Origin of the sequence: Nocardia sp. NPDC059764, from assembly GCF_042732555.1 — a bacterium.
In the GTDB taxonomy this organism is placed as follows: domain Bacteria; phylum Actinomycetota; class Actinomycetes; order Mycobacteriales; family Mycobacteriaceae; genus Nocardia.
In genome coordinates, this window is sequence record NZ_JBHWHH010000311.1 from 1 (window position 1) to 3,681 (window position 3,681).

At 69.2% G+C, this 3,681-nt stretch carries 5 protein-coding genes; 3 read left to right on the forward strand and 2 right to left on the reverse strand.

The features are described from left to right. Nucleotides 1-126 precede the first annotated feature (126 nt). Complete coding sequence (gene cei / locus ACFV4K_RS35030; RefSeq protein ID WP_379280592.1) at nt 127-804, reverse strand: envelope integrity protein Cei; 678 nt, start codon at nt 802-804, stop codon at nt 127-129. A 458-nt stretch (nt 805-1,262) separates the two neighbouring features. Here cei and ACFV4K_RS35035 point away from each other — a divergent pair, with 458 nt between their 5' ends. Beyond that, nucleotides 1,263-1,565: a DUF4193 domain-containing protein gene (locus ACFV4K_RS35035; RefSeq protein ID WP_040859007.1), complete on the forward strand. Its 303-nt coding sequence runs from the start codon at nt 1,263-1,265 to the stop codon at nt 1,563-1,565. A 103-nt stretch (nt 1,566-1,668) separates the two neighbouring features. On the opposite strand, the gene ACFV4K_RS35040 is transcribed toward ACFV4K_RS35035, so the two are convergent. After that, complete coding sequence (locus tag ACFV4K_RS35040; RefSeq protein ID WP_379280593.1) at nt 1,669-2,184, reverse strand: DUF3093 domain-containing protein; 516 nt, start codon at nt 2,182-2,184, stop codon at nt 1,669-1,671. Between the two features lie 52 nt (nt 2,185-2,236). Here ACFV4K_RS35040 and dut point away from each other — a divergent pair, with 52 nt between their 5' ends. Together dut and ACFV4K_RS35050 are read left to right on the forward strand one after the other, a co-directional pair. Beyond that, complete coding sequence (gene dut, locus ACFV4K_RS35045; protein WP_379280594.1) at nt 2,237-2,734, forward strand: dUTP diphosphatase; 498 nt, start codon at nt 2,237-2,239, stop codon at nt 2,732-2,734. Between the two features lie 5 nt (nt 2,735-2,739). Further along, nucleotides 2,740-3,588 carry a DUF3710 domain-containing protein gene (locus ACFV4K_RS35050; protein ID WP_379280595.1) on the forward strand — a complete coding sequence of 283 codons (849 nt, stop codon included), beginning with the start codon at nt 2,740-2,742 and terminating at the stop codon, nt 3,586-3,588. Nucleotides 3,589-3,681 lie beyond the last annotated feature (93 nt).

The following is a 3,681-nucleotide window of genomic DNA, read 5'->3' on the forward strand; positions in this document are numbered from 1 at the left end:
ACCCAGGAGGTCGCGGCGATCGATTCGTCCCGGGGCATCGGGCCCCGGGGCAGCTATTCGACTGTGACGGCACGAGTTTCGCGGACGGCGCGAACGGTCAGAGCCGCGCCGTCGCGAAAGAGATTCTCAACACTTCGCGTGGCGCGCGGCGTCGAGCAGTTTCGGGTCCACCGCGGGCGCGGTGCCCGGCGTCGGGTTCTTCAGCGCCCGCAGCACCTCTTCGGCATCGGTACTGGGCCGGATGTCGCGGAACAGCGAGCCCAGCACCATGTCCACGGTCTCGTCCTGGCGCTGATCCTCGATCAGCTCGGCGCACGGCACCACCAGCTGGACCGCGGCCGCGGCGGGCCGGCCCTTCACGCCGAAGCGGATCTGCCCGGTGCACTCCAGGTCGCCGTTCACGTAGACCGGGTCATTGCCGATCTGCACGTCCGGGGCGCTGGCGAAACCGAGATCGCCCAGCTGGGAGGCCACATGCGCGGCCTGGCCGCGCTGTCCGTTGGCATTGAACACCCGCACCTTGGAGGCGGCGAGCGCGGCGGGCTGGACATCGCGCAGCCGCGAGTTGCCGACCCGTTCGCCGAGCGGCGCGGGCTTGGCCGCGGAGGTGCTCGAAGCCGGGCTGGGGGAGTTGCAGGCCATCGCGCCCTGGTCACCCTCGCTCGTCGTCAGTGCCTTGAACCACACGACGACGCAGATCAGGGCGATGACGCCGACCATGGCGGCCCAGGGCTCCCAGCGTCGGCGAATGAAGTTCCGCCCGCTCGGATCGGTCGCTTTACCTTGGGTGATCAGTGAAACCACGCCCACACTCTACGAAAACGTCGGGAATGTCGCGTGAACGGCTGCGGCAAGTCGGGCACCGGTGTGGCGCGCGGGGGTGTCGGGGAGGTGGAGGGAAGGTCTCGAGGCGATGCGGAAGATCTCGGACAGTTCCCTCGCCGGTGACGATTGCCCCTCAGTTTCAACTCGCGCGGGTTTTGATTGCGACTTTGGTCCCGGGGTCCGCTATTGTCTGGCGGCCCAGATCGTACAACCCAGGTGAATCTGGGGTTCGATTTCGGGAACAACAAGGGCATGTCCTGCGTTGACCGAGCGCGATCCGGTGCGGATGAGGAACTATCCGGCCCGGATCTGTGACCGGTGTACGCGTGACGTACACCACGGGCGGGGCGGTACCACGGCCCGATCAGGCTCCGGCAGGAGGCGGTCGGACAGGTGCCGGTCCGGGATATACGGAGTGAGGACGAGGGGAAGACGACATGGCAACCGACTATGACGCACCGCGGCGCAATGAATCCGACGACGTTTCGGAGGACTCGCTGGAGGAGCTGAAGGCTCGCCGCAACGAAGCCGCGTCCGCCGTCGTGGATATCGACGAATCCGATACCGCGGAGTCGTTCGAGCTTCCCGGCGCGGACCTTTCCGAGGAAGTGCTCTCGGTCCGGGTCATCCCGAAGCAGGCGGACGAATTCACGTGTTCGAGCTGCTTCCTGGTGCACCACCGCAGCCGTCTGGCCAGCGAGGCCGGCGGTCAGCTGATCTGCATGGACTGCGCCGCCTAAGGCTCGGTCCCTCAGAGCGTGTCCGGCCAGCCCGCGCTCGGTTCGCCGAGCGTGGGCCGGGCCGGATCGCGCAGTACTTCTCAGGAAATGTGATCGAAGGGGATCAGGCCGATTCGGCCGCGTTCTCCAGGCCGAGCGCTGCGATCACCCGTTCCGGATGACGCGTGCTGACCAGCCAGTACGGCGTCGGATCCTCGGGATCGTCGAGGACGAGCAACACCATGGGCCCGATCCAGGCCCGATGCTGGACGAAGGCGGCGGGGTCGAGTTGCCGGCCCAACGCCGCACTCTTCGCGCTGGTCGGAACCGGCGCCGCCCGCCTGACGAAGGTCGCGGGCAAATGCGCACGGCCGGTGCGCAGTTCCGGGACGCCGTCCGCGTCCGGGGCCACTTCCAGGCGATGGCGCGAGAACCACAGCAGCACCCACGCCGCGACGGGGAACAACAGCACGTAGGGCAGCCAGGCCCGCACTCCCGGTGCGCCCATATGGATTTCGGCTGCCAGCAGCCCGGTCACGACGAGCGCGGCCGGCCACCACCACAGCGGCACCCAGAGGCGCTCGGTGTAGAGGGGCTTGGTCTGCGGCTGAGGTTTCACCTGAGGGGGCTGGTCGGACACGACCTCAGACTAGGTCAATGGCTGAGCGGTCGAACGCGTAGGCTCGGCGCACGTGACCGGTATTCCACCTATTCCCCTGCTGCGGCTCGATCCCGGCATCCCCGTACCGACGCGTGCTCACGAGGGCGACGCGGGCGTGGACCTGTGCACCACCGAGGACGTCATCATCGAACCGGGGGAGCGGGTGCTGGTCGGTACCGGCATCGCGGTGGCCCTCCCGATCGGCACGGTGGGCCTGATCCATCCGCGCTCCGGGCTGGCGGCCAAGGCGGGCCTGTCGGTCGTCAACACCCCCGGCACGGTCGACGCGGGTTACCGCGGCGAGATCAAGGTGTGCCTGATCAACCATGATCCGCGCACCGCGATCGAGCTCCGGCGGGGTGACCGCATCGCACAATTGTTGGTGCAGAAGGTCGAATTGGTGGACTTCGTCGAGGTGGACGAGCTCGACGACACCGCGCGCGGCGCGGGAGGATACGGATCCAGCGGTGGGCATGCCAGCCTCGCGCAGTCCGGTGGGGCGGGTCAGGCGACCGGCAAGGAGGCATGACGATGGTGTTCGGACGCAAGAAGAGCAAGGGCGGCGACAGAGGCGACGCGCCGCAGTACGACGACGAGTACACCGAGTACGACGAGTACGAGGACGAGTACGACGAAACCGCCGACGCGGCAGACGAATACGACGACGAGCCGGCGCCCGCGCGCGGCCCCGAGATCGGCCCGTACGACTACGAGGACGTCGCCGACCGGCTCGAGGCCATCGCCGAACAGCGCCTGGACCTGGGCTCGGTCATCGTGCCGGTGCCGCCGGGCGGGCAGCTGCAGGTCGAGATGACCCCCGACGGCACCCCGCAGGCGGTGCACCTGGCCACCCAGCACGGCCGCATCACGGTGGCGGCCTACGCGGCGCCCAAGTCGGCGGGCCAATGGCGCTCGGTGGCAGCCGATCTGGCGGAGACGCTGCGCAAGGACGGCGCGCAGGTGTCGGTGGTGCAGGGTCCGTGGGGCCGCGAGCTGCACGCCATCACCCAGGGCGCGGATCTGCGGTTCATCGGCGTGGACGGTCACCGCTGGATGGTTCGCCTCGTCGCCGCCGGTCCGACCGGCGCGGCGGATGAGAACACGCCGCTCGTCGCGGCTGCTCGCGCGGTCATGAGCGAGACCGTGGTCCGCCGCGGCGACGAGCCGCTACCGGTCCGCGAACCCCTCCCCGTGGTCCTACCCCAGGAGCTGGCCGACCAGTTGGCCGCCGCCCACCAGCAGCAGCTGGCGGCGCAGCAGCAGGCCATGCAGGCCCAGATGGACGCCATGCAGGGCGGCCCGGCCTTCCAGCCCGAGCAGGCCCCGACCGAGCCGCGCCGCGGCGCGGAGGGCTCGGCCATGCAGCAGCTGGGCCTGAACTGACCGAGCGGTAGAGGCCGTTCACCGAGCTGTCCGGGTCGCGATCACCGACCCGGATTCGGCTCTGACACACGACGAAACGGGGCACCGCCACAC